The sequence below is a fragment of the Nonomuraea sp. N2-4H genome (assembly GCF_045291505.1).
GTDB classification, from domain to species: domain Bacteria; phylum Actinomycetota; class Actinomycetes; order Streptosporangiales; family Streptosporangiaceae; genus Nonomuraea; species Nonomuraea fastidiosa.
In genome coordinates, this window is sequence record NZ_CP147987.1 from 3318999 (window position 1) to 3340254 (window position 21256).

26 protein-coding genes and 1 pseudogene are annotated in these 21256 nt (G+C 74.0%); 16 read left to right on the forward strand and 11 right to left on the reverse strand.

Going from position 1 to position 21256, the window contains the following annotated elements:
* Positions 1-35: 35 nt before the first annotated feature.
* From WBK31_RS15355 to WBK31_RS15395, 9 genes are all read left to right on the forward strand, one after another.
* Positions 36-428: a hypothetical protein gene (locus WBK31_RS15355; protein WP_364051129.1), complete on the forward strand. Its 393-nt coding sequence runs from the start codon at positions 36-38 to the stop codon at positions 426-428.
* A gap of 6 nt (positions 429-434) precedes the next feature.
* Positions 435-1016, forward strand: coding sequence for a dihydrofolate reductase family protein (locus WBK31_RS15360; protein ID WP_364051132.1), 582 nt, complete (start codon positions 435-437; stop codon positions 1014-1016).
* 14 nt (positions 1017-1030) lie between these two features.
* The gene (locus tag WBK31_RS15365) at positions 1031-1405 is read left to right on the forward strand and encodes a YciI family protein (protein WP_364051135.1); all 375 of its coding nucleotides are present in this window, start codon (positions 1031-1033) and stop codon (positions 1403-1405) included.
* The gene (locus WBK31_RS15370) at positions 1402-2799 is read left to right on the forward strand and encodes an RNA polymerase sigma factor (RefSeq protein ID WP_406675081.1); all 1398 of its coding nucleotides are present in this window, start codon (positions 1402-1404) and stop codon (positions 2797-2799) included. The genes WBK31_RS15365 and WBK31_RS15370 overlap by 4 nt, the downstream gene beginning before the upstream one ends.
* Before the next feature lie 67 nt (positions 2800-2866).
* Complete coding sequence (locus WBK31_RS15375; protein ID WP_364051141.1) at positions 2867-3640, forward strand: maleylpyruvate isomerase family mycothiol-dependent enzyme; 774 nt, start codon at positions 2867-2869, stop codon at positions 3638-3640.
* 237 nt (positions 3641-3877) lie between these two features.
* Positions 3878-4603, forward strand: a complete 726-nt coding sequence (locus tag WBK31_RS15380) for an MgtC/SapB family protein (RefSeq protein WP_364051144.1) — start codon at positions 3878-3880, stop codon at positions 4601-4603.
* A 132-nt stretch (positions 4604-4735) separates the two neighbouring features.
* Complete coding sequence (locus WBK31_RS15385) at positions 4736-5173, forward strand: GntR family transcriptional regulator (protein ID WP_406675082.1); 438 nt, start codon at positions 4736-4738, stop codon at positions 5171-5173.
* Entirely contained in the window at positions 5170-6015 is an 846-nt protein-coding gene (locus WBK31_RS15390) for an ABC transporter ATP-binding protein (protein WP_406675083.1), read from the forward strand. The genes WBK31_RS15385 and WBK31_RS15390 overlap by 4 nt, the downstream gene beginning before the upstream one ends.
* Positions 6012-6968, forward strand: coding sequence for a hypothetical protein (locus WBK31_RS15395; protein ID WP_364051153.1), 957 nt, complete (start codon positions 6012-6014; stop codon positions 6966-6968). The genes WBK31_RS15390 and WBK31_RS15395 overlap by 4 nt, the downstream gene beginning before the upstream one ends.
* A gap of 174 nt (positions 6969-7142) precedes the next feature.
* Here the strand turns inward: WBK31_RS15395 and WBK31_RS15400 are convergent.
* Positions 7143-8171: pseudogene (locus WBK31_RS15400) on the reverse strand (MFS transporter); the annotation flags it as partial.
* Here WBK31_RS15400 and WBK31_RS15405 point away from each other — a divergent pair.
* Positions 8086-8268: a hypothetical protein gene (locus WBK31_RS15405; protein ID WP_406675589.1), complete on the forward strand. Its 183-nt coding sequence runs from the start codon at positions 8086-8088 to the stop codon at positions 8266-8268. The pseudogene WBK31_RS15400 and the gene WBK31_RS15405 overlap by 86 nt on opposite strands.
* Positions 8269-8275: 7 nt before the next feature.
* On the opposite strand, the gene WBK31_RS15410 is transcribed toward WBK31_RS15405, so the two are convergent.
* Positions 8276-9133 (reverse strand): alpha/beta fold hydrolase, encoded by an 858-nt coding sequence (locus WBK31_RS15410; RefSeq protein ID WP_364051159.1) that lies wholly within the window; start codon positions 9131-9133, stop codon positions 8276-8278.
* A 61-nt stretch (positions 9134-9194) separates the two neighbouring features.
* Here WBK31_RS15410 and WBK31_RS15415 point away from each other — a divergent pair, with 61 nt between their 5' ends.
* From WBK31_RS15415 to WBK31_RS15425, 3 genes are read left to right on the forward strand one after another with little or no spacing between them, the layout of a single operon-like run.
* Positions 9195-10139: a LysR substrate-binding domain-containing protein gene (locus tag WBK31_RS15415; protein ID WP_364051162.1), complete on the forward strand. Its 945-nt coding sequence runs from the start codon at positions 9195-9197 to the stop codon at positions 10137-10139.
* A 30-nt stretch (positions 10140-10169) separates the two neighbouring features.
* Positions 10170-10742, forward strand: coding sequence for a dienelactone hydrolase family protein (locus WBK31_RS15420; RefSeq protein WP_364051165.1), 573 nt, complete (start codon positions 10170-10172; stop codon positions 10740-10742).
* Positions 10743-10782: 40 nt separating this feature from the next.
* Positions 10783-11382 (forward strand): helix-turn-helix domain-containing protein, encoded by a 600-nt coding sequence (locus WBK31_RS15425; RefSeq protein ID WP_364051168.1) that lies wholly within the window; start codon positions 10783-10785, stop codon positions 11380-11382.
* A 70-nt stretch (positions 11383-11452) separates the two neighbouring features.
* Here WBK31_RS15425 and WBK31_RS15430 read toward each other — a convergent pair whose 3' ends face one another.
* Entirely contained in the window at positions 11453-12340 is an 888-nt protein-coding gene (locus WBK31_RS15430) for an SDR family NAD(P)-dependent oxidoreductase (RefSeq protein ID WP_406675084.1), read from the reverse strand.
* Here WBK31_RS15430 and WBK31_RS15435 point away from each other — a divergent pair.
* Complete coding sequence (locus WBK31_RS15435; RefSeq protein WP_406675085.1) at positions 12329-12775, forward strand: hypothetical protein; 447 nt, start codon at positions 12329-12331, stop codon at positions 12773-12775. The two genes, WBK31_RS15430 and WBK31_RS15435, sit on opposite strands and share 12 nt — an antisense overlap.
* A gap of 33 nt (positions 12776-12808) precedes the next feature.
* Positions 12809-13399 carry a TetR family transcriptional regulator gene (locus WBK31_RS15440; protein WP_364051177.1) on the forward strand — a complete coding sequence of 197 codons (591 nt, stop codon included), beginning with the start codon at positions 12809-12811 and terminating at the stop codon, positions 13397-13399.
* A gap of 269 nt (positions 13400-13668) precedes the next feature.
* Here the strand turns inward: WBK31_RS15440 and WBK31_RS15445 are convergent, their stop codons facing one another.
* Positions 13669-13944: a hypothetical protein gene (locus WBK31_RS15445; RefSeq protein WP_406675086.1), complete on the reverse strand. Its 276-nt coding sequence runs from the start codon at positions 13942-13944 to the stop codon at positions 13669-13671.
* 53 nt (positions 13945-13997) lie between these two features.
* On the opposite strand from WBK31_RS15445, the gene WBK31_RS15450 reads away from it, so the two are divergent.
* A complete protein-coding gene (locus tag WBK31_RS15450; RefSeq protein WP_378788957.1) occupies positions 13998-14645 on the forward strand; it encodes a cytochrome P450 in 648 nt (215 codons plus the stop codon).
* On the opposite strand, the gene WBK31_RS15455 is transcribed toward WBK31_RS15450, so the two are convergent.
* The 7 genes from WBK31_RS15455 to trpB all read right to left on the reverse strand — a co-directional run bounded on the left by WBK31_RS15455 (position 14635) and on the right by trpB (position 21221).
* A complete protein-coding gene (locus WBK31_RS15455; protein ID WP_406675087.1) occupies positions 14635-16410 on the reverse strand; it encodes an alpha/beta fold hydrolase in 1776 nt (591 codons plus the stop codon). The two genes, WBK31_RS15450 and WBK31_RS15455, sit on opposite strands and share 11 nt — an antisense overlap.
* Before the next feature lie 11 nt (positions 16411-16421).
* Complete coding sequence (locus WBK31_RS15460) at positions 16422-16991, reverse strand: TetR/AcrR family transcriptional regulator (RefSeq protein WP_378788954.1); 570 nt, start codon at positions 16989-16991, stop codon at positions 16422-16424.
* A 225-nt stretch (positions 16992-17216) separates the two neighbouring features.
* Positions 17217-17930 carry a hypothetical protein gene (locus WBK31_RS15465; protein ID WP_364051189.1) on the reverse strand — a complete coding sequence of 238 codons (714 nt, stop codon included), beginning with the start codon at positions 17928-17930 and terminating at the stop codon, positions 17217-17219.
* A 10-nt stretch (positions 17931-17940) separates the two neighbouring features.
* The gene (locus WBK31_RS15470) at positions 17941-18153 is read right to left on the reverse strand and encodes a hypothetical protein (protein ID WP_364051192.1); all 213 of its coding nucleotides are present in this window, start codon (positions 18151-18153) and stop codon (positions 17941-17943) included.
* Positions 18154-18451: 298 nt separating this feature from the next.
* Positions 18452-19207, reverse strand: a complete 756-nt coding sequence (locus WBK31_RS15475) for a GntR family transcriptional regulator (RefSeq protein WP_364051195.1) — start codon at positions 19205-19207, stop codon at positions 18452-18454.
* Positions 19204-20019, reverse strand: coding sequence for a tryptophan synthase subunit alpha (trpA, locus tag WBK31_RS15480; RefSeq protein ID WP_364051198.1), 816 nt, complete (start codon positions 20017-20019; stop codon positions 19204-19206). Before trpA ends, WBK31_RS15475 begins: the two co-directional genes overlap by 4 nt.
* Positions 20016-21221, reverse strand: coding sequence for a tryptophan synthase subunit beta (gene trpB, locus WBK31_RS15485; RefSeq protein ID WP_406675088.1), 1206 nt, complete (start codon positions 21219-21221; stop codon positions 20016-20018). The genes trpA and trpB overlap by 4 nt, the downstream gene beginning before the upstream one ends.
* Between the last annotated feature and the right edge of the window lie 35 nt (positions 21222-21256).

The window sequence follows — 21256 nt, forward strand, 5'->3', positions numbered from 1 at the left end:
CGCTGGAGACGCTCGCCGCCACCTACGTCCCGCGCGTGCTCGCCCCCCTCGCAGCACGCCGCCCAGGGCTCCAGGTGGACGTGCTGCCGGGCACGCGGCGGGACGACCTGCTCGCCGACGTCGCCGCAGGACGCCTGGAGGCGGCGCTGCTCCTCGACACCGGTGACGCGCTCGGCGACCTCGGGCTTCGCCGCGCCGCCGCTGAGCTTCCTCGACGTCGACACCGTGCCCCTCGTCCTGGTCGCCGCGCCCGGGCACCCGCTGGACGCTGGTGTGGCGCGGCGACCGCGAATCGCTCCCTGGTCTGCGCGACCTCCTCTACGCCACCGTCCCCGCGAAACCCTGACGCCTGGGTGTCTGTCCCGGCCCGCCGTCCTCGTCATCTCCATGCCGGGCCGCACACGGCGGCCCGGCGGGACAGGGAGTGACATCGCATGGGCACCATCAACGTCTTCGCGCACATCAGCCTGGACGGGGTCATGCAGGCCCCGGGGCGGCCTGACGAGGACATCAGAGGCGGGTTCCGCCACGGCGGCTGGGGCGTGGAACACGCCGACGAGGTGACCGCGCGGCCGCCGGTCTCCGGCCGGGAACGCACCGCGGCGCTGCTGTTCGGGCACCGCTCGTACGACGATCTGCTGCGGCACTGGACGTCGGTCGCCGAGCCCAACCCGTTCACCGAGTCGCTGGTGCGGCAGCGCAAATACGTCGCCACCCGCGCCCCGGAGGCCCATCTGGCCTACCCCAACTCCGTGCCGCTGGCGGGCGAGGCCGCCGAGACCGTCGCCCGGTTGAAGGACGAGGTGAACGGGGTGATCACGGTGCTGGGCAGCGGCGAGCTCGTCCGCTCGCTGCACCGGGCCGGGCTCATCGACGCGTACGTCCTGCTGATCCACCCGATCGTGCTCGGGTCGGGGACCCGGCTGTTCGGCGCCGGCGACCGTACCGACCTCGTGCTCGAGGAGACCGTCACGTCCCCGACCGGCATCGTCATGGCGCGCTACCAGGTGAAATGAGGGAGGATCGCATAATGCGATACATGCTGCTGTTCCACCACAGCGAGGAGAGCGAGGCGTCCATCGGAGCTGAGGCGATCGCCGAGGGCATGCGGGCGATGGCGAGCTACGCGGCGACGCTGGAGCAGGCCGGGGTCCTGGTGAGCGGAGACGTGCTGCAGCCGTCGTCGGCCTCGACCACGCTCTCCTCTGCCGGCGGCGAGCCGCGCATCCAGGACGGGCCGTTCGCCGACACCAAGGAGCAGCTCGGCGGCGTCATCGTCATCGACGTCCCCGACCTCGACACCGCGCTGACCTGGGCGCGGCAGGCGCCGCCGGCCGCCTGGGGCACGGTCGAGGTCCGGCCCGGCGCGGTGCACATCGAGAACGGGACCTGGGTCCCATCGTGACCGGAGGCCCCGCACGCCAGCCGGGCGAGCCGACCGGACCCGCAAGCCGGAAGGACCTCCCGGAGGCGGCGCCGTCCGGGGCGAGCGGTTCCGAGGCGGTGGCCGGAGGTGCGGCGCAGCTCGGGCCGGACGGCTCGGAGGCCGCGACCGGAGATGCGGCGCTGTTCGGACCGGACGGCTCGGAGGCGGCGATCATGGCGGAGCGGGCGGCGCGGGAGTCGTTCGGGCGGCTGGTGGCGCTGCTCGCCGCGTCCACCGGCGATCTGCAGCTCGCCGAGGACACGCTGGCGCAGGCGTTCGAGCAGGCGCTGACCACGTGGCCGCGCGACGGGGTGCCGGACAATCCGGAGGGCTGGCTGCTCACGGTGGCGCGCAACCGCCAGCGGGACTTCTGGAAGTCCGCCGCGCACCGCCGTACCGCGCCGCTGGACGAGGGCGCGGACGGGCCCGCAGGCCCGCTGGACGCGCTCGACCCGGACGCCATCCCCGACCGGCGGCTCGCCCTGCTCTTCGTCTGCGCCCATCCGGCGATCGCCGCGAACGTCCGCACCCCGCTGATGCTGCAGGCCGTGCTCGGCTTCGACTCCGCGGCGATCGCGCGGGCGTTCGCGGTGCCGGCGGGCGCGATGCAGCAGCGACTGGTACGCGCCAAGCGGCGGATCCGCGACGCCCGCATCCCCTTCGCCGTCCCCGGCAGGGACGCCATGCCGGAACGACTCGCGCCGGTGCTGGAGGCGGTCTACGGCTGCTACGCCCTGGCCTGGCCGGAACGCGGCGACGGCGGTTCGCCGGCCGGGGAGGCACGCTACCTCGCCGTCACCCTGGCCCGCCTGCTCGGGGACCAGCCGGAGGCGTGGGGGCTGGCCGCGCTGCTCACCCTGGACTCGGCGCGGGCGGGGCGGCCCGGCGGGCCGTATCTGCCGCTGGAGGAGCAGGATCCGTCCGGTTGGGACCTCCGGCTCATCGCCGAAGGAGAGCACTACCTGCGCAAGGCCGAGCGCCCCGGCCAGGCGCCCGGCCGGTTCCAGCTCGAGGCGGCGATCCAGGCCGTCCACTGCGACCGGGCCAGGACCGGCGTGACGGACTGGCCCGCGCTGCGGACCCTCTACGCCGCGCTGGTCGCCGTCGCGCCCAGCCTCGGCAGCCGGGTCGCGCACGCGGCCGTCACGGCCCGCACCGGCTCGGCCGAGCAGGCGCTCGAGCTGCTGGAGGAGCTGCCGCCCGAGCGCGAGCGGTTCCAGCCGTACCACGCGACGCGGGGAGACCTGCTGACCAGGCTCGGGCGGCACGAGGACGCGGCGGCGGCGTACGCGAAGGCCGCCGCGCTCGCCACCGACCCCGCGGTGAGGGCGTTCCTGGAGCGTCGCGCCGGCTCTGCGAATTGTCGGACGTGACCGGTAGCGTCTGACGCGCCGCCGGACGGGCGGCATCCGATGCTCTAAGGCACCTGGAGGTGCGGCGATGGACACATCCGCGTACTTGAAGGCCGTCATCGAGCAGACCGGCACGCTCGCGGACTGGGTTGACGGGAAAGACGCCTCGACTCCGGTGCCGACCTGCCCGGAGTGGACGCTGTCCGACCTCGTCGAACACGTCGGCGGTGTGCAGCGCATGGTGACGACGCTCGTCGGCGAACGGCTGGTCGATCCGACCAAGGCGTTGGAGCCCGCCTCCGGGCCTGCCGGCCCCGGCGAGTGGCGCCAGTGGCTGATCGACGGCGCGGCCGAGGCGCGGCAGGCGTACTCCTCGGTGACCGACGACACGCCGGTGTGGGATCCGTCGGGCGCGGCCGCGGGCGTGCCGTTCTGGGCCCGGCGGCTGTTCGGCGAGATGTGCGTGCACCGCGCCGACGCCGCGGCGGCGCTGGGGCTGCCGTACGAGCTGCCGACGGACCTCGCCGTCGCCGCCCTGAGCGACTGGCTGGACACGATGACCTCGCGCGGCTACTGGGAGAACGTACCGCGCTTCGCCGAGGCGATGACCGGCGACGGCCAGACCCTCCACTTCCACGCCACCGACGCTCCCGGCGAGTGGCTGGCCCGCCGGGAGAAGGACGGGATCGCCCTGGAGCGCGTCCACGGCGAGGCCGATGTCACGGTCAGCGGCCCGGCCACCGACCTCCTCCTCGTGATCAGCCGCCGCCGCCCGCCGGCCGATGCTCCCGCGCTGGACGTGCAGGGCGACCGCGCGCTGTTCGAGCACTGGATCGACCACATGGACTGGGTCGCCGGCTGACCCCGCCCCAGCCGTGGCCGTGGGGCGGTGCCAAGGAGCGGCCGCCGCCCCACGGCCGCTCGGGATGCCCCCGCCCTGGCCGGATCGAGTCGGGTGTGCCGCTGCCGGTCACGTCGAGGCCGCGGGCAGGCGCGCCTTTCTGGTCGCACCATGCCTGCGCAAAGTGGGGGATGACGGTGCGCAGGCCGGAGGCCGGGGGAGGTGTGGCGGGGCGGCGGGTGGGGGAGAGGCCATGGAATGCAAGGAACGTTCGCGGTCGGTGCGTTCAGTGGTCAGGGATGGGCACAGCTCGGGGATCTCGGGCTGGCTTTACTGCTGTCCGCCGCGATCGGGCTGGAGCGCGAGATCCGGCAGAAGAGCGCCGGGCTGCGCACGCACACGCTGGTCGGTTTCGCCTCCGCGCTGATCGTCCTGGTCTCCAAGTACGGCTTCGCGGACGTGCTCGGCGGTGACGTCGCCCTCGACCCGTCGCGGGTGGCCGCGCAGATCGTCTCGGGGATCGGGTTCATCGGCGGCGGTCTCATTTTCGTCCGCCGGGACGCGGTGCGCGGGCTGACGACCGCCGCCGTGGTGTGGCTGACCTGCGCGGTCGGCATGGCGGCCGGGGCCGGGCTGTGGTTGCCGGCGATCGCCGTGACCGTCGGGCACTTCCTGGTGGTGTTCGCGTTCCCGCCGTTGACCGGCCGGCTGCCCCGCTCGAAGTACGCGCAGACGCCCCTGCGGCTGACCTATCTCGACGGGCGGGGCGTGCTGCGGCGGGTGCTGCAGACGTGCACGGACAAGGGGTTCGTGATCGCGGAGCTGACCGTGGACCGCGAGCGCGGCGGCGGGGAGCAGCGCGGCGTGTCCATCTGGATGGTGGTGCAGGGTCCCGGGCAGATCAGCGACCTGGCGAGCACGCTGGCCGACATCGACGGCGTGCTCACGGTCTCCGGCACCGATCTCGACGCCTCCGCCTCCTGAGAGCGCCCCGCCTTCCGCTGGACGGCCCCTCCGCACCCTCCGCCGTCTGAAAGGCGGGCGCCGGCGCGGGTCGACAAGCGATCAGCACTCCACCACCCTTTCACTAATCAAATAGTGAAAGGGTGTTTTGGTGTGATCGAGTTCAACCTGGATCGCGGCTCAGGCGTCTCGACCTACCTGCAGCTCGTCCACCAGGTGAAGCAGGCGCTCCGCCTGGGCACATTGCGGCCCGGCGACCAGTTGCCGACCGCGCGCGAGGTCGTCGAGCGGCTGGCCATCAACCCCAACACCGTGCTCAAGGCGTACCGGGAGCTGGAGCGCGAGGGGCTGGTCGAGGGACGGCCGGGGATGGGGACGTTCGTCCGGGAGGGCGTCGCGGGTCCGACGCTCGCCGATCACACGCGGCTGCGGCGTTCCCTGGAGGCGTGGGTGCGCGAGGCCCGCGCGGCGGGGCTCGACCAGGAGGACCTGCGGGCGCTGTTCGCCGCAGTGCTGGCCGGCACCGCCAAGGAAGACACCGCCGAAGAAGACACCGCCGAAGAAGACACCGCCAAGGAGGACGTGGCATGAAACCGGCGCTGGAGGTGACCGGGCTGGGCGTGCGCTACCGCCGTACGTGGGCGCTGCGCGACTGCTCGCTGTCCGTGCCCGCGGGGCGCGTGGCGGCGCTCGTGGGCCCCAACGGCGCGGGCAAGACCACGCTGATGCATGCGGCCGTCGGCCTGCTGCGGCCGGAGACGGGCAGCGTGCGCGTGGCCGGCGAGGTGGCGTTCGTGGCCCAGGACAAGCCGCTGTACGACGGGTTCACCGTCGCCGAGATGCTCGCCTTCGGCCGCCGTCTGAACCGCCGCTGGGATGACGGCGCGGCAAGACGGCGGCTCGCCGGATTGGGCATCCCGCTGGACCGCAAGGTGGGCAGGCTGTCGGGCGGCCAGCAGGCGCAGGTGGCCGTGACGCTGGCCGTGGCCGCCTGTCCCGACCTGCTCGTGCTGGACGAGCCGCTGGCCAACCTCGACCCGCTCGCCCGCCACGACGTGATGCGCTCGATCATGGCGGAGGTGGCCGGGCGTGAGCTGACCGTGCTGCTGTCCTCGCACGTCGTCTCCGACCTGGAGGAGACCTGCGACTGGCTGATCCTGCTGAACGAGGGCCGGCTGCAGGTCAGCGGCGACATCGAGGAGCTGCTGGACGGGCATCACGTGCTCACCGGGCCGGAGCAGGCGTCGCCCGCCGGAGCGGACGCGGTGAGCGTGAGCCGTACCGGCAGGCAGGTGACCATGCTGGTCAGGGGCGGGCCGCCGCTCGACCCGCGCTGGCAGGCGCGCCGTCCCGGGCTGGACGAGCTCGTCACGGGCTACCTGCGCAGCCCCGAGTCGGGGGCGCTGCCCGGCCTCGCGGAGGTGCGCGCGTGATCTGGGTGACGTGGCGCCAGCACCGGGCGCAGATCCTCGTGACGGCGGGCCTCCTGGCGCTGCTGGGCGTGCTGCTGCTCGTCTCGGCGCTGGAGGCGAACGCGTACGTGGCCGAGCACGCCCCGCCCGGCTGCCCGGGAACCGCTGTGACCTGCGGTGACGTGGCGGCGGCGCTCGGGCAGCGCTATGAGGCGGTCTACTCGGTGTTCGGCTGGCTGCCGCTGGTGGCTCCCGCGCTGATCGGCGCGTTCTGGGGCGCGCCGCTGCTCGGCCGCGAGTACGAGCGCGGCACCCACCGGCTGGCCTGGACCCAGTCGGTGTCCGTGGGCAGGTGGCTGGCGGTGAAGCTGTCGATCTTGGGCGGCGCGGTCGTGGCGGGCGGGCTGCTGCTCTCGCTCATGGTGAGCCTATGGCGGCCGGTGTTCAGGACCGACTCCGCGTTCGGCAACATCGGCGTGTTCAACATGGTCGGCGTGCTGCCTGCGGCGTGGTGGCTGTACGCGTGCGCGCTCGGCGTGGCGGCCGGGGCGCTGTTCCGCCGCACGCTGCCCGCGATGGCGGTGGTCGTGGCCGGGGTGGCGGTGACGATGTTCGCGCTGTTCCGGCTGAGCGACCACTATGCCGAGCCGGTACGCGCCGAGCTGACCGGCACCGTGGTGCTGCCCGATCAGGACGCCAGGCTGGTGCGCGCCGCCTGGGTGGAGCCGTCGGGCGGTGAGGTGGCCGACCCGGCGGGCAGCGGCTGCCCGCGCCGCATGGACACCGGGCAGAGCAGCAGGAACGCCGAGGCCTGGCAGGCGTGCCTGTTCGGTAAGGGCTACCGGTACGCGGTGTACTACCATCCGCCGTCCCGGTTCTGGCGTTTCCAGTGGACGGAGGCGGCGATCCTGACGCTCGCGTCGGTGGCCGTCGGAGGGCTGGCCGTGCGCCGCACCCTCCGCCGTCCCGGGTGAGCCTGGCCGGAGGCTGATGAGCGCGGTGACGGCGAAGACCGCGCCCTCGTACGTCATCGCGTACCAGAACGACCCTCCGGGGGCGGCGGCGTACGCCAGACCGCCCAGAGCCACCCCGATGGTCCCGCCGAGCTGCTGCGCGGTCGGCAGCAGCCCTGACACCGACCCGGCCGCGTCCCGGCCGACCCCGGCCGGCACCAGCGCGAACACCGACGCCGTGAACACCCCGAACGCCCCGCCTCCGACGGCGAGCGGCGCCGTCGCCCACGGCCCGTTCAGCAAAGGCGGGAGCGTCACCACGGTAACGGCCAGCGCGAGCGCGGCTGCGGTGAGCACGCGCGGCCCGTGGCGGGCCGACAGCGCGGGCGCGGCGCGGCTGCCCGCGATGGCCGCCGCCGCGAACGGCGCCGAGATCAGCGCGGCGGCGAGGGGCGACCGGCCGAGCGCGGTCTGCAGGTGCAGCATCAGCAGGTACGTGAACGACGGCACGCCCGCGTTGAACACGAACACCAGCGTCACCCCCCACCGCGCGGTGCGGTCGCGCAGCACGGACGGGTGGATCAGCGCATCCGGCCGCCGCAGCGTCAGCGCGAAGGCGGCGAGCAGCACCACGGAAGCGGCCAGACCGGCCCACGTCCACCAGGGTCTGCCCACCTCGCGGCCCAGCGTGAGCGGCAGCAGCAGCGCCCCGAACCCGGCGGTGACCAGCACCGCGCCGGTGACGTCCACCCGCTGCGAGCCCGTCCCGCGCGCGGCGGGAAGCAGCGCGGCGCCCGCGAGCGAGATCAGCGCCACCGGCACGGTGACCAGGAAGACCGGCCGCCAGCCGAACCCCGCCAGCAGCCCGCCGGCCAGCGGCCCGGCCAGTGACGCGATGCCCATGGTGGCCCCGTACAGGCCCATGGCGCGGGCGCGGCCCCGCTCCGGCACGGCGACCTGGATGATCGACAGGACCTGTGGCGCGACCAGGCCGCTGCCCGCGCCCTGCACCAGCCGCGCCGCGACCAGCCAGGCGGGACCTGGCGCGGCGGCGCAGGCCAGCGACCCCATGAGGAAGATCGCGGTGCCGATGGCGAACAGCCGGCGGTAGCCGTACCGGTCGCCGAGCCTGGCGGCCGTGATGAGCAGGCAGGCGTACGTCAGCGTGTACCCGGCGAGGACGAGCCGCACCGCGCCGGGCCCCATGCCGAGCCCGGCCTGGATGGACGGCGCGGCGACCTGCGCGACGGTGACGTTCAGGAGCTGGACGAAGGTCGCGCTGAGCACCACCGGCAGCACCGCGCGCCCGCCTGTGACGTGAGTGCCGGTCACGGGATCAGCGCCGCCGCCAGCTCGGCGGGCCGTGCGGCGAACGGGCTGTGCCCGCCCGGCAGGCTGCGCACGGTGAACGGCCGGTCGGTGAAGGCCGCGTCGGTCTCGGCGATCATCAGGTCCTGCACGGCGGGAGTCAGCGCTCGGTCGTCGGCGCAGCGCAGATAGGTCCGGGGGATGCGCCCCCAGCGTTCCCGGCTCAGGACGACGGGCGTGGCGGGGACGGCCATCGGCAGGTCAGGAGTGAGTGAGATGCGCCAGCGGTCGAAGGCGTCCTCCCGGATGTCGTGGTAGTAGGCCCGCCGCAGCTCCTCGGCGTAGGCGGGGTCGGGGGAGAGCGGGTTGATCCGTACGGCGCCGATCGCGTCGGCGTCGCCGAGGAAGAGACCCTGGCCGAGGGCGGTGGCGTTCTCGGGTGCGGCGAGGTAGTCGAAGAACCTGGGCCGCCCGGCAGGGACGAACGCGCTCAGGTACGCCAGCCGGTCCACCAGCTCGGGTGCCTGCTCGGCGGCCAGAGAGGCGGGGCCGCCGCCCGCGCTGTGCGCGACGAGCACGACCTGGCGGTAGTGACGGACCCGGCGCAGCACGCCGATGACGGCCTGAGCGCACTCGTCCATGGTCACGGCGGCCAGCGCGGACTTCTCCGACGCCAGACCGGGCTGGCCGGGACGCAGGTAGCCGGTGGGCAGGGGCGCGTCGAGCCCGTGGCCGGGCAGATCGACGGCCACGGAGGCGGCACCGAGCCCGGCAAGGGCCCGCTGGGTGGCCGCCCAGTGCCCGGAGTGGTGCCAGGCGCCGTGTACGAGGACGAAGACGGTGTCGTTCATGCCGCCCATCCCATGCAGCGACCGCATGAGCATCCACCACGAGATATGACAGGCGGCTCGGCGATACACAGCAGGTATAAAGGACGATATGGAGGCACGGCACCTTCGCTACGCGCTCGCCCTGGCCGAGCACGAGCACTTCGGCCGGGCCGCCGCCGCGCTCGGCATCGCGCAGCCGCCGTTGTCGAAGCAGATTGCCGACCTGGAGCGCGAGGTGGGGGCGCGGCTGTTCGAGCGCACCCGCCAGGGCGTGTTTCCGACGGCGGCGGGCGAGGCGTTCCTGGCCAGGGCGCGGCGGGCGCTCGACGAGATGGCGGCGGCGGTGTCCGACGCGGGCCGGGCCGCGCGCGGTGAGACGGGCAGGCTGCGGCTGGGGTTCATCGCCTCGGCGCTGCTCGACCCGCTGCCCGGCGTGCTGCACCGGTTCGGGCGCGAGCGTCCCGACGTACGGCTTGAGCTGCACGAGATGGCCAGCAGCCGCAGCTCCGCCGCGCTGATCGCGGGCGAGCTGGACGTCGCGATCACCCTCGGCCCGCCCCGGGGCGCGGGGGCCGAGCGCCTGGTGTCGGTGCCGATCGGGCACGATTACCTGGTGGCGGTGGTGAGCACCGCCCACCCGCTGGCCGGCCGCCCGGAGGTGCGCGTGGAGCAGCTGCGGCGGCAGCGGCTCATCGTCGCGGCGAGCGAGGACGAGCCCGCCGTGAGCGCCGGACTGCGCGCGCTGCTGGGCAGGGACTCACCGGCGCTGGCGGGCGCGACCGTCGCACGAGACGTGCATACCATCGTCGGCCTGGCCGCCTCGGGAGTCGGCGTCGGGCTGGGCCCGTCACGGATGCTCGCCGCGCCGCGCCAGGGCACGTGGTTCTGCGAGGTCGTCCCGCGTACGCCGCTGCCCGATCTGGTGCTGTCGTTCGCCGCGCGCGATACGTCGCCGGTGCTGACCGCGTTCCTGGACACGATTCGCCGCAACTGTCCCACCGTGGGCGCCGCGCTCGACCACCGGCTGCGCGCCGCCGCGCCGCCGTCAGAATGAGCCGCCCCTCAGGGGCGCTAAGCTGCGCGCATGGCACGGATTCTCCTCTTGCACTCGATGTACGGGCTGCGGCCCGCCGTCCACCAGGCCGCCGACAGGTTCCGGGCGGCCGGACACGAGGTGCACGTGCCCGATCTGTACGACGGCCGGGTGGTCGACACGGCCGAGGAGGGCATCGCGATCAAGGAGGAGATCGGCCGCGACGAGCTGCTCAAGCGGGCCGTGTCCGCCGCGGCCCCGCTGTCGGAGGACGGCCTGATCTACGCGGGCTTCTCGCTCGGCGCGGCGCTGGCACAGAACCTCGCGCTGGGCGACGAGCGCGCGCGTGGCCTGCTGCTCATGCACGGCACCTCCGACATGGCCGAGGGCGTGTCGGCCGACGACCTGCCCGTGCAGCTCCACGTCGCCGACCCCGACACCAACGAGCCCGCCGACTGGCTCAACCACTGGTACATCCAGATGCGCCGGGCCAGGGCCGACGTCGAGGTGTTCCGCTACGCGGGCGCCGGCCACCTGTTCACCGACCCCGACCTGCCCGACTACGACGCCGAGGCGGCCGAGCGCGCCTGGGCGATCGCGCTGGACTTCGTGGCCGGCCTCTGAGCCGCTGCGTCACATCGAGCGTTCGAGAGGGGGACGTACGATGCCGACCGGCACCGCCATCCGCGACGTCCGCGCGCAGCTTTTCGCGGCGGCCGAGCGCGTGCTGCTGCGGGCCGGGCCCGAGGGCCTGACCAGCAGGGCGGTCACGGCGGAGGCGGGGGTCGCCAAGGGCGTGCTGCACCGGCACTTCGCCGACTTCGACGCGTTCGTCGCCGAGCTGATACGCGACCGCATCGTCCGCCTCGACACCCAGGCCAGCTCGCTCACCGCCGTGGCGGGCACCGGCACCGTCGCGGGCAATGTCACCCGCGCGCTGTTCGACCTGTTCGACCCGGTCACCGTGGCGATCGTCGGCCTGGTCATCTTCCGCGACGAGCTGCGCGCCCGGCTGCGCTCCACCACCCCGTCGGGCATCCCGCTGCTCGCCGAGGGCATCGACATGGTGCGCGCCTACCTCACCGACGAGGTGGAGCTGGGCCGCCTGGCGGCCGACACCGACGCCGCGACGCTCGCGCTGACGCTGGTCGGCACCGGTCACATGCTGTTCGCCGACCGCGCGGCCGGGCCGCCGGACACCGAGGCGGTCGAGTCCATGGTCAGCCTGGTGCTCGCGGACGTCCTCCAGCGCCGCCTCCTCTGACCCTGCGAAGCCGCCTCCTCTGGCTCCGCCCGCGGATCGGCGCGCGCGGAGCTCTCGCCGAAAAGGCGGCTCACCCGCTGAAGGTCGACCAGGCCGAGGCGCGCACGACACTGGGGGCACGGCGAAGGCAGGTGAAACCGGCGGCCGGGGTCAGCGCGCCGGCGCCGCCGTCCACCGGCACGATCGCGCCGGTCACCATCGAGGCGCGGTCGCTGAGCAGCCACGCCGCCACCTCGGCGACCTCGCGTGGCTCGGCCATCCGGCCGAGCGGGGTCATCGCGGTCGCCCGCTTCTGGACACCGGGCGAAATCGCCTCCCACTCGTCCATCATCTTCGTGGCGGTGCCGCCGGGGGTGATGCCGTTCACCCGGATGCCGTCGGCCGCCCAGCTCACCGCCGCGGTCTCGGTGATGCTGTTGAGCGCCCGCTTCATCGCCCCGTACGCGGGCAGCGCCGGGTTGGCGCGGCGGCTGCCGATGCTGGAGGTGTTGACGATCGCGCCGCCGCCGCTCTTGCGCATGAGCGCGGCCTCGGCGGTCATGGCCGTCCAGTGACCGCGGAAGTTCACCGCGAACTGCCGGTCGATGTCCTCATCGCTGGTGACGTCGAGCGGTCCCGGCTGCGGCATCGCCGCGCCGTCGTTGAACGCGCCGTCCAGCCTCCCGTGCAACTCCTCAACGCGGCCGACGGCGGCGCGGATGCTCTCGCTGTCGCCCAGATCGACGCGTACGGCGTCCGCGACGCCGCCCTCCTCCCGGATCTCGGCCACGATCCGGTCAAGGCTGTCAACACTGCGGGCGGCGAGCACGACGGCGGCGCCCTCACGGGCGAAGAGCCGGGCGGCCGCCTCCCCGATGCCGCGGCTGGCGCCGGTGGTGACCTTGCCCGTGAGCAGGCCGGCAGGTGCGGAAACAGGACGCCCGGCCTGTGCCGTGAGGAGGTCGCGGTGCTCGCGCACATCTCCACCGAGTACTACGTACGGCTGGAGCAGGGCCGGGCGCCGCGCCCGTCGGGTGAGGTCCTGGCCGGGATCGCCACGGCGCTGCGGCTCAGCGACACCGAGTGCCGCCACCTCCACCTCCTGGCGGGCACCGCGCCGACGCGTGCCGCGGTGCTCAGGCGCGACGTGCGGCCGAGCATCCTCGCGCTGCTGGAGCGGCTGCCGCAGACGGCCGCGATCGTGCTGTCGGCGGCCTTCGAGGTGCTCGCCTGGAACCATCTCGCCGCGGCGCTCATGGAGGACTTCGCCTCACCGACCGCGACCAGCGGCTCGTGCTCTACAGCGCGCGCCCGGGCTCCCGCGACGCCGAAGCCCTGGCGCTGCTCGACGTGCTCGGCCCCGACTACGCCAGGACGTAAGTCAACGGCTATTTACATCCCTTGCCGATCATGACTATCCTGCGGTCGTCAACCGGAAGGGACATCGATGACCGCAAGCGGCGCCGAAGCCGTCCGCAGGCGCGACGCGGCGAGGACCCGGCAGCGGCTGCTCGACGCGGCACTCAAACGCTTCGCCCACGACGGCTACGCCGCCACGACCGTCCGCGACATCACCGACGACGTCGGCGTCAACGTCGCCCTCGTCAACCGCTACTTCCAGTCGAAGGAAGGGCTGTTCGAGGCGTGCCTGGCCGCCGCCGTGGAAGAGCTGCGGCGCGTCGCAGGGAACGCCCCGCTCTCCGACGCCATCCGGCACATCATCACCGCGACCGGCGAGGACCGGATCACCGACGTGCTGCTGCTCCTGCTGCGCACGTCCGGCGACGAGAACGCCGAGCGGATGCGCGTCGGGCTGCTCAGATCCGCCAGCGAGGACCTGGCCTCCGTGGCCGGGTGGCGGCCCGAGGACCCGCAGGGCGAGGCGCTCATGCTGCGCGCCCAGCTCGTGCTGGCGCTGGCGGTCGGGGTGGCCACGCTGCGCGTGTCCACCGAGCTGCGGCCGCTGGCCACGGCCGGGGACGAGGAGCTGGCGGGGCCGCTGCGCGAGGTCGTCGACACGTTGCTGCCCAGGTCGTGAACGCCGTGCGCGTCCATCTTCGAAGGGAGAGCCTTGACCACCGACTCCGCTGAGACGCTGGTGACCACCCGCGGTTGCCCGTTCGCCCCGCCCGAGCAGCACCTGCGGCTCCTGCGCGAGCGGCCCGTCACCAAGGTCAAGCTGCCGACCGGCCGCGAGGCGTGGGTGACCACGCGCTATGAGGACATCAAGAAGGTGCTGAGCGATCCGCGCTTCAGCGCGAACCGCCGTCACCCCGCCGCGCCGCGCCTGGTCAAGGACCAGGTCGATCAGCCCGCCACGTCCCCGCTGCCGAAGATGATGCTGGAGATGGACCCGCCCGAGCACGGGCCCGTCCGGCGGGCGGTGGTCGGCGAGTTCACGCTGCGGCGCATCGCCGCCCTGCGGCCGCGCATCCAGCAGATCGTGGACGAGCACCTCGACGCCATGCTGGCCGGCCCGCGCCCGGCCGACCTGGTCGAGGCCGTCGCGCTGCCGGTGCCGTCGCTGGTGATCTGCGAGCTGCTCGGCGTGCCGTACGAGGACCACGACTTCTTCCAGGCCAACTCCGCGCAGCTGCTCAACCGGCGCGCCACCGAGCAGGAGCGCCTGGCACGCGGTGCTGTCGTTGGTCGGCTACCTCGACAAGCTGATCGCCGCCAAGGAGGAGCAGCCCACCGACGACCTGCTCGGCCGCCAGATCGTCAAGCAGCGCGAAAGCGGCCAGGTGGATCGCGGGGCGCTGCTCAGCACGGCGTTCCTGCTGCTCATCGGCGGCCACGAGACCACCGCCAACATGATCTCGCTGGGCACGTACCTGATGCTCACCGAGCACCCCGAGGCGGCGCAGGCGCTGCGCGAGCACCCCGAGAAGGCCGAGTGGGCCGTGGAGGAGCTGCTGCGTTACTTCACCATCGCCGAGTTCGCGATGGCGCGGGTGGCGCTCGAGGACGTCGAGGTGGGCGGCACCGTCATCCCGGCCGGGTCGGGTGTGCTCATGCTGGCCAACGCCGGTGACCGCGACCCCGAGGTGTTCGAGGACCCCGAGCGCTTCGACATCGAGCGCGGCGCCCGCAACCACCTCGCCTTCGGCTACGGCGCCCATCAGTGCCTGGGCCAGAACCTCGCGCGGGCGGAGCTGGAGATCTTCTTCGCCACGCTGTTCCATAAGGTCCCGACGCTGAAGCTGGCCGTGCCCGCCGAGCAGCTGTCGTTCAAGGAGGAGGCCGCCGTCTACGGCATGCACGAGCTGCCCGTCACCTGGTGAGCTTCCAGCTCGCCTGCCGCGTCACGACGCCGGTGCGGGGCGAGAGCTCGCCTTCGAGGCGAGCGGCGAGCGTGGCGGGGTGGGTGAGCTGCGGGTAGTGGCCGGCGCCGTCGATCGTGGTCACGGGAACGTCCACCGCGACGGCCAGCGGGTCGTCCGAGCCCACCACGATCTCCACGGGCACCTCGACCCGCTCGAGGAGGCGGCGCAGCTCGTCGCGCTGGGAGTGGCCCGCGCGCAGGGCGGCCACCACGTTGCGGGCGCGGCCGGGGCGTGCCAGGTCGGCCAGGTCGCCCTCGGGCACGCCCAGCATCGCCGCCAGGCGGGCCCTCGGCAGGCGGCGCAGCAGCGGCACCGCCGCCCACGACCGCGACAGCCGGGGGCCGGGCCGCTGCAGGAACGCCGGTGCCACCAGCACCAGCCGGGAGATCGCGTGGGGATGCGCGGCGGCGTAACGCAGCGCGGGGCCGCAGGCGAACGAGTGCGCGACCAGCACAGGACGCCTCCGCACCGGCCGGAGCAGCCCGCTCATCCACACATCCAGCGTCTCCTCCGGCGGGAGAGGCTCCTCCGCCGGAGGGCCCGATCGGCCCTGGCCCGGCAGGTCGGCGGCCAGGGCCGGGGCGCCGAGGCGGTCGGTGACCTGCCGCCAGGAGCCGGCATCCAGAGGCAGGCCGTGCAGCAGCACGTAGCCGGGGTGCTCCCGCTCGCCGATCACCCAGGTGCGTACGCCCGCCACGTCCTGGTAGCCGTACGGGCCGCTGGGGGCGGGCGCGGCGCCGAAGCGGGCGGCCACCAGGTCGTCGGCCCAGCTCGTCAGCGCGTCCTCGATGGGCGGCGGGCTGAGCCCGGCCCGCTCGGCGAACGCCCGCGCGGGCCCCGTGTCGTAACGGTCGGGCGACAGGAACGACAGCGTCTCGGGATCCACGCCGATCAGCGCCCGGGGCAGCCGCCGCAGCAGCCCGACCGGGATCGAGTGCCGGGGCGCGCGCACGCCCATGTGCCGGGCCAGCAGCGCGATCAGGTCCGGCAGGACGGGCGTGCGGTCGTCGAGGATCCAGTACGCCCGGCCCGCGGTCTCCTCATGCTCGGGCAGCCGGGTCATGAACGCCGCCAGGTAGCGCACGTCCACGACCGGCACGAACACCTCACGACCCCCGGGCACGGCGGGAAGGCGGCCGTGCCACAGGTCCGACACCATCGACGCCAGCCCGAGGAACTGGCCGGGCCCGATGGCGGTGGAGGGGTTGGCGATGGTGAGCGGGATGCCGCGTTCGGCGGCGCGGGCCCTGATCGCCGTGTCGCCCTCCTTCTTCGACGCCTCGTACGCGCCCTCGCGCCGGTAGTCGGGCTGCTCGCCCCCGGGTCCCGGGCTGACGCGGTAGCCGCTGATGTGCACGACCCGCCGCAGGCCTGCCCGTTCGGCGGCCCAGTCGAGGACGTTGAGCGCACCGGTCACGTTGGCCGCCCGCGCCTCCTCCACGCTCAGCCCGAACGCGAAGCGGGCCGCGCAGTTGTAGACGTCGCGCACGCCGTCCAGGCCGGTGGGCGGCAGGCCGAGGCCGGACGTGGTGATGTCGGCGCGTACGACGCTGAGCCCGCCGAGCGGCACGCCCTCGCCGTCCAGCCAGGGGGTGAGCCTGTCGGGGTTCCCGCGTACGGCGGCGGCCACCCGGTTGCCGCGGCGCAGCAGCTCGGCCACCACGGCACGCCCGATGAACCCGGCGGCGCCGAAGACGATGGAGTCGGGGGAGTCTGATGACATGAGCGGGCTCCTCAAGAGGCGGTGAGCAGGACCGCGGCCCGGCGGGCCACGGTGTCGAGCGACCGGCGGTCGCGCCGCGCTCTGGCGAGCAGCAGCGCGCCCTCGATCAGGGCGAGCACGGTCGTGGCGGCGCCCTCGGGGTCGGGGTGCCCGTCGGCGGCGAGCCGGTCGGACAGGATGCGCTCCCAGGAGTCGTAGACCTCGGCGCACACCTGCTGAAGCACGTCGTGGGTGGCGGCCAGCTCCAGCGCGACGGTGGCGACCGGGCAGCCCTTGCGCCACCCGGACGACTCAAGGCGGTCTCCGAGCATCGTGATCAGGCCCGTGACCAGGGCCGTCGTGTCAGGTGCCGTGGTGGCGAGCTGGTGCGCCGCGTCCGCGATCTCCCGTCCGGCGCGTCGCAGCGCCTCGGCGATCAGCTCGTCCTTGCCACCGGGGAAGTGGAAGTAGAGCGAGCCTCTGGGCATGCCGCTGGCTGCGATCACCTGGTTGAGCCCGGCGCCGAAGTAGCCGCCGGCCTCGATCAGCTCCTGGGCGGTGTCGAGCAGTCGTGCGCGCGTCTCCGCGCCCTTACGTCCCATGCCTCAAAAAATAGACCGGTCTACATATTCTGGCAATCGAACAAGGGACGAGGTGTAGTCAGCCGGGCCTCTGTGGGGCCTGAGGAGGCTGGGGGCACGTGGCGCCTCGGGCCGCCGGTGGGCCGGTGGCCCGTTTCAGCGCGTGGCGCCTCGGAGGACCGGTGAGCCGGTGGCTCGCGTTCAGCACGCGGTATCTCGGGCCGCCGGTGGGCCGGTGGCTCGCGTTCAGCGCGTGCTGGGGAAGGGCTGACCTGACGCCAGCCGTTCGATGAGGCCGGCGACGGCCTTCTCGCCGCCGTTGGCCGTCACCCACCGGTGCACCTGGCAGGCGGCGTCGGCGTACGTCTGAGGATCGGCCGACGCCGCGCGCAGCCAGCCGTCGAGCGTGTCCGGCAGAGCCCCGCGGGGCGCGCGCAGGCAGCGGTCCCCGGCCGGGGCGAGGTAGCGGGGATCGTCGCTGACCAGGACCGCCAGGCCCTCGTCGAACCACTGCGGGACGCCGGCGCCGTCGAGGCGGGCGTGCAGCTCCACATGGGTCAGCTCGTGTGAGGCGATCACCGGATCGACGCCGCGCGGGGACAGCATGACCGACCGGTTGAGCACGGCGATGCCGCGTTCACCGCCGCCGCCGATCCTGCGGTAACAGCCATCGGTCAGGCACACCAGGACGTCGGGGGCGGTCACCCGGCCGCCGAAGAAGGCGCGAACCCGCTCGTTCGCCTGCGCGACGGCCTCGGTCACGCGCCGTCGCTCGGCCGGGGCCAGACCCGGCTCGGCGTAGACGCCGGGCGCGATCCGTTCCAGGCCGTAACAGCCCGGACATGTGGTGGCCGCGACGGACGGGAAGGCGATCGCGGTCACCGCCACGGCCGCGGCGAGCACCACCGCGACCGCCGCACCCGCGATCCACCAGAATCTGCGGCGGCGCGTCACGGGCATGCGAACCTCCTCACCGCCGGCGCGCGGCGTCGAGATGCGGTGCCCGCCGGGTGTGGTGGTCCAGCAGGCGGGTGAGCAGGTCCACGAACTGGTCGCGCTCCGCGGCGGCCGGCAGGGCGAGCAGCTCGTCGTGGAGGTCGCCGAGGACCCGTCGGCGCAGCCGCTCCGGCGTCTTCGTCCCGCCGGAGTGCAGCGTGTCGGTCGCTTCGGCTCCGCCGCTCATGGCGCTGATCATAACGGGTTGCGTCAGTCGGCCTGACGATCGCCGGCCTGCTCGCCCGCTTCGCGCTCCTGCTCGCCCGCTTCGCGCTCCTGCTCGACGAGAAGCGCCGGCAGCACGCGGGCACCGTCTTCGCCGGCGACGTGACCGTGCACTCGCCCCGCTGAGGCGAGCTGCGCGCGCCGGCGGGGCGCCCCCTTCGCCCCTGCGACAGCGCTTCACCGCCACGAGGACGCCGGAGGGCCGGCGGCCGCGCGAGATGCGGATCACGCCCGCATGGACACGCCCCCGGGTGATCGGGTCAGGAGGTGGCGCGCCAGGTGAGGGAGAGGCCGGTGGCGGCGCGTTCGGTACGGATCTCCATCATGCTGCCCAGGATCGTGGCGTGGTCGGACACCACGGGCGTGCCGTCGAGCGTGTGGGTGACGCGGGTGCTGAGCAGCACCGGGCTGCCCTCCGGCTCGCGCAGGCGGCGGGCGGCGGCGCCGTCGAGCAGGCCGGGCCGCACCACCTCGGACGCGCGGGCGACCGCCACCCCGGCGTCGGCGAGCGCGGTGTAGAGCGAGACCTCGGTGAAGTCGCGGTCGCGGATGCGGTCGCCCACCGGGCGGCGTACCCACGAGACCTGGTGGACGGCCGGACGCCCGGCGAACTCGCGCACCCGCTCAAGGCGCAGCGCGCTCTCGCCGGGCGGCAGCCGCAGCTCGGCGGCGACGCGGGCGGGCGCACGGCGCACGGCCCGGCCGACCACCACGGTCCGCACATCGTGGCCCTGCGTGCGCAGGTCGTCGGCCAGGCTGCGCAGCGAGTCGAGCTGGTACGCCAGGTGCGGCGGCGAGACGAACGTGCCCTTGCCGGGCCGCTGCACGATCAGCCGTTCGTCGCTGAGCTGCCGCAGCGCCTGGCGCAGCGTCATGAGCGTGACCCCGTAGGAGGCGCTCAGCTCGCGCTGCGGCGGCAGTGCCTCGCCGGGGGCGTAGTGGCCGGACCGGATCTTCGCGGCGAGGTCGGCGGCGATGGCGCGGTATCTCGCCTCGTGCCCGGCGTCGGCGGTCATCGTGGTGGGTCACACTCCTGGTCGAGGGCCTGCCGCAGGGTCGTGACGAAGGCCCGCAGGTCGTCCGGTGCCGCCCCGTCGAGCACGCGCCGCATGACGGCCGCGCCGACCACCACGCCGTCGGCGTGCCGGCGGGCTTCGCGGGCCTGATCCGGGGTGGAGATGCCGAATCCTAGCAAGACCGGCAGGTCGGTGACGTTCTTGAGGCGGGCGGCGAGCCGTGCCGCCGACCCGGCGAGCGCGGCCCGCTCGCCGGTGATGCCCATGACCGAGACCGCGTAGACGAACCCGCGGCTGCGGGCGCCGATCTCCGCCAGCCGGGCGTCCGGTGTCGTGGGCGAGGCCAGCAGGGCGGGTTCGACGTCGTACGCGGCCGCCGCCTCCATCAGCTCGTCCGCCTCGTGCACCGGCAGGTCGGGCACGATGAGCCCGGTGACGCCCGCCCGGCGCAGCGCGGCGCAGAACGCCTCGGGGCCGTCGTGCAGCACGAGGTTGTAGTAGGTGCTCGCGATCAGCGGCACGCCCAGGTCCGGCAGCGCGGACAGGTCGGCGAGGATGCCGCGGGTGCTCGCGCCCCTGCTGAGGGCCTCCTGGCTCGCCTGCTGGATGGTGGGGCCGTCGAGCGTGGGGTCGGAGAACGGCAGGCCGACCTCGATGGCGTCGGCTCCCGCGGCGGCGAACGCGTGCAGGTAGCCGGTCCAGCCGGGGGTGATGCCGGCGGTGACGTACGGCATGAGCAGGCCGCGCCCGGCGTCGCGGCGGGCCCGCAGGTGGCGCTCGACCGCGCCCATGGTCAGGACCGAGTCGTTCACAGCAGCTCCTTCAACGTCGCCATGTCCTTGTCGCCGCGGCCGGACAGCGTCATCAGCACCGTCGATCCGGCCCGCAGCTCGCCGTCGCCCGCCGCGCGGATGATCCAGGCGAGGGCGTGCGCGGACTCCAGCGCCAGCAGGATGCCCTCGGTGCGGGCCAGCCGTACGGCGGCGGCGACCGCCTCCTCGTCGGTCACCGTGACGTAGCGGGCCCGACCCAGGTCGCGCAGGTGGGCGTGCTCGGGGCCGACGCCGGGATAGTCGAGCCCGGCGGCGATGGAGTGCGCCTCGACGATCTGCCCGTCGCCGTCCTGGAGGAACAGCGAGCGGGCCCCGTGCAGCACGCCGAGCCGGCCTCTGGCGGCTCCCGCCCCGCCCTCGGCCTCGACGCCGACCAGCCGGGCGGAGGTGTCGGCGAACCCGGCGAACGTGCCCGCCGCGTTGGAGCCGCCGCCGACGCAGGCCACCACGTGGTCGGGCACTCCGGCGGGCAGCGCGGCGGCGCACTGGGCGCGGGCCTCGTCGCCGATGACCCGCTGCAGTTCCCTGACCATCCACGGGTACGGGTCGGGCCCGACGACCGAGCCGATGCAGTAGTGGGAGTCTCCGGTGGTGCTCACCCAGTGGCGCATGGCCTCGCTGGTGGCGTCCTTGAGCGTCCGGCTGCCGGTGCTCACCGGCACCACGTCGGCGCCCAGGACGCGCATGCGGAAGACGTTCAGCTCCTGGCGTTCGATGTCGCGTGCGCCCATGAACACCGTGGCCTGCAGCCCGAGCAGCGCGGCGGCGGTCGCGGTGGCCACGCCGTGCTGGCCCGCGCCGGTTTCGGCGATCAGCCTGGCCTTGCCCATGCGCTTGGCGAGCAGGGCCTGCCCCAGCACGTTGTTGATCTTGTGGGAGCCGGTGTGGGTGAGGTCCTCGCGCTTGAGGTAGAGCCGCACGCCCAGCTCCTCCGACAGGCGGGCGGCCGGGGTGAGCGGGGTGGGCCGGCCCGCGTGCACGGCCAGCAGGTCCGCCAGGGCCCCGCGGAAGCCGGGGTCGGTCCAGGCGGCGCGGAACGCCTCGCCCACCTGGTGGCAGGCCTCCACCAGGGATTCGGGTGCGTATCTGCCGCCGTAGGCGCCGAATCTGCCCAGGTCGCGGGGCTCGGCCATCGTCGCGCCCGGCGGGGCTGGGTCTGTCCAAGGCAGCACGTCGTACATGCCGGCCTCCCTCTCTCGTTCTATAACTCTTCTCA

Coding starts and splice junctions, on each gene's coding strand:
- WBK31_RS15380 (WP_364051144.1), top strand. CDS start 3,878: ATGCAAGGAACGTTCGCGGTCGGTGCGTTCAGTGGTCAGGGATGGGCA.
- WBK31_RS15375 (WP_364051141.1), top strand. CDS start 2,867: ATGGACACATCCGCGTACTTGAAGGCCGTCATCGAGCAGACCGGCACG.
- WBK31_RS15460 (WP_378788954.1), bottom strand. CDS start 16,991: ATGGGACGTAAGGGCGCGGAGACGCGCGCACGACTGCTCGACACCGCC.
- WBK31_RS15415 (WP_364051162.1), top strand. CDS start 9,195: ATGGAGGCACGGCACCTTCGCTACGCGCTCGCCCTGGCCGAGCACGAG.
- WBK31_RS15410 (WP_364051159.1), bottom strand. CDS start 9,133: ATGCGGTCGCTGCATGGGATGGGCGGCATGAACGACACCGTCTTCGTC.
- WBK31_RS15470 (WP_364051192.1), bottom strand. CDS start 18,153: ATGAGCGGCGGAGCCGAAGCGACCGACACGCTGCACTCCGGCGGGACG.
- trpB (WP_406675088.1), bottom strand. CDS start 21,221: ATGTACGACGTGCTGCCTTGGACAGACCCAGCCCCGCCGGGCGCGACG.
- WBK31_RS15420 (WP_364051165.1), top strand. CDS start 10,170: ATGGCACGGATTCTCCTCTTGCACTCGATGTACGGGCTGCGGCCCGCC.
- WBK31_RS15390 (WP_406675083.1), top strand. CDS start 5,170: ATGAAACCGGCGCTGGAGGTGACCGGGCTGGGCGTGCGCTACCGCCGT.
- WBK31_RS15365 (WP_364051135.1), top strand. CDS start 1,031: ATGCGATACATGCTGCTGTTCCACCACAGCGAGGAGAGCGAGGCGTCC.
- WBK31_RS15440 (WP_364051177.1), top strand. CDS start 12,809: ATGACCGCAAGCGGCGCCGAAGCCGTCCGCAGGCGCGACGCGGCGAGG.
- WBK31_RS15360 (WP_364051132.1), top strand. CDS start 435: ATGGGCACCATCAACGTCTTCGCGCACATCAGCCTGGACGGGGTCATG.
- WBK31_RS15475 (WP_364051195.1), bottom strand. CDS start 19,207: ATGACCGCCGACGCCGGGCACGAGGCGAGATACCGCGCCATCGCCGCC.
- WBK31_RS15425 (WP_364051168.1), top strand. CDS start 10,783: ATGCCGACCGGCACCGCCATCCGCGACGTCCGCGCGCAGCTTTTCGCG.
- WBK31_RS15465 (WP_364051189.1), bottom strand. CDS start 17,930: ATGCCCGTGACGCGCCGCCGCAGATTCTGGTGGATCGCGGGTGCGGCG.
- WBK31_RS15455 (WP_406675087.1), bottom strand. CDS start 16,410: ATGTCATCAGACTCCCCCGACTCCATCGTCTTCGGCGCCGCCGGGTTC.